Consider the following 677-nt stretch of genomic DNA (forward strand, 5'->3'; position numbering starts at 1 on the left):
AGACGACACGCCCGACCACCGGGCGCTACACCACTATGCGGGACTCAACTTCCCCCCTCCCACCCCAGCCTGCGCATCATCGGCGCGCTCATCCAGCTGTGCGGGTTGAGCATCCTCAACTTCACGCGTCTGGAATGGCGGGGACTGCTCGGATGGGGGCTTCTCCTGCTCGGCTTCATCCTCTGTGTGATCGGGACCGTCACCCGCAGCCGGCGAGCCTCCCGGGACGCACATGCTCATAATCGGGAATCCCGCGTCGGTAGGCTCAGCGCATGAGACGGACCACGTACCTTCGCATCCTGGCCGGACTGCTACTCATGGTGCTGCTCGTCTGGTTCTGGGGACGCTATGCCCTGTTCCCGATGGAGATGACCACCGGGAACGCACGCTTCATCGGCTGGGGCCTCGCACTCCTGGCGGGATACGGCAGCTATCGGCTCTGGATGAAGGCAGCCGAGCTGAGCGAGGACGGGCACGACACACTCTGAACGCAGAAACGCCCGCGACCACCCCAGCCGAGAGACGCGCCCCCGCTAAGGACGGCGATGGGCCACTGCCTTTATCGGTCGTTTGGGGCGGGCGAGATCCACGCCAATTGGCTCGCCAGCTCACACATCTCTTCTCCCGACGGTGCACGTCCTCCTAGATGTAAGAGGTCATGACGTTGTTGACTCGGG

1 protein-coding gene is annotated in these 677 nt (G+C 64.1%); it reads left to right on the forward strand.

The window, feature by feature from the left end; translation table 11 throughout:
- Positions 1 to 272 precede the first annotated feature (272 nt).
- Positions 273 to 488, forward strand: a complete 216-nt coding sequence (locus ACUJ8O_RS11515) for a hypothetical protein (RefSeq protein WP_036334147.1) — start codon at positions 273 to 275, stop codon at positions 486 to 488.
- The last annotated feature ends 189 nt before the right edge of the window (positions 489 to 677 follow it).

It is taken from the genome of Micrococcus sp. EWR3.9.1 (genome assembly GCF_052615555.1).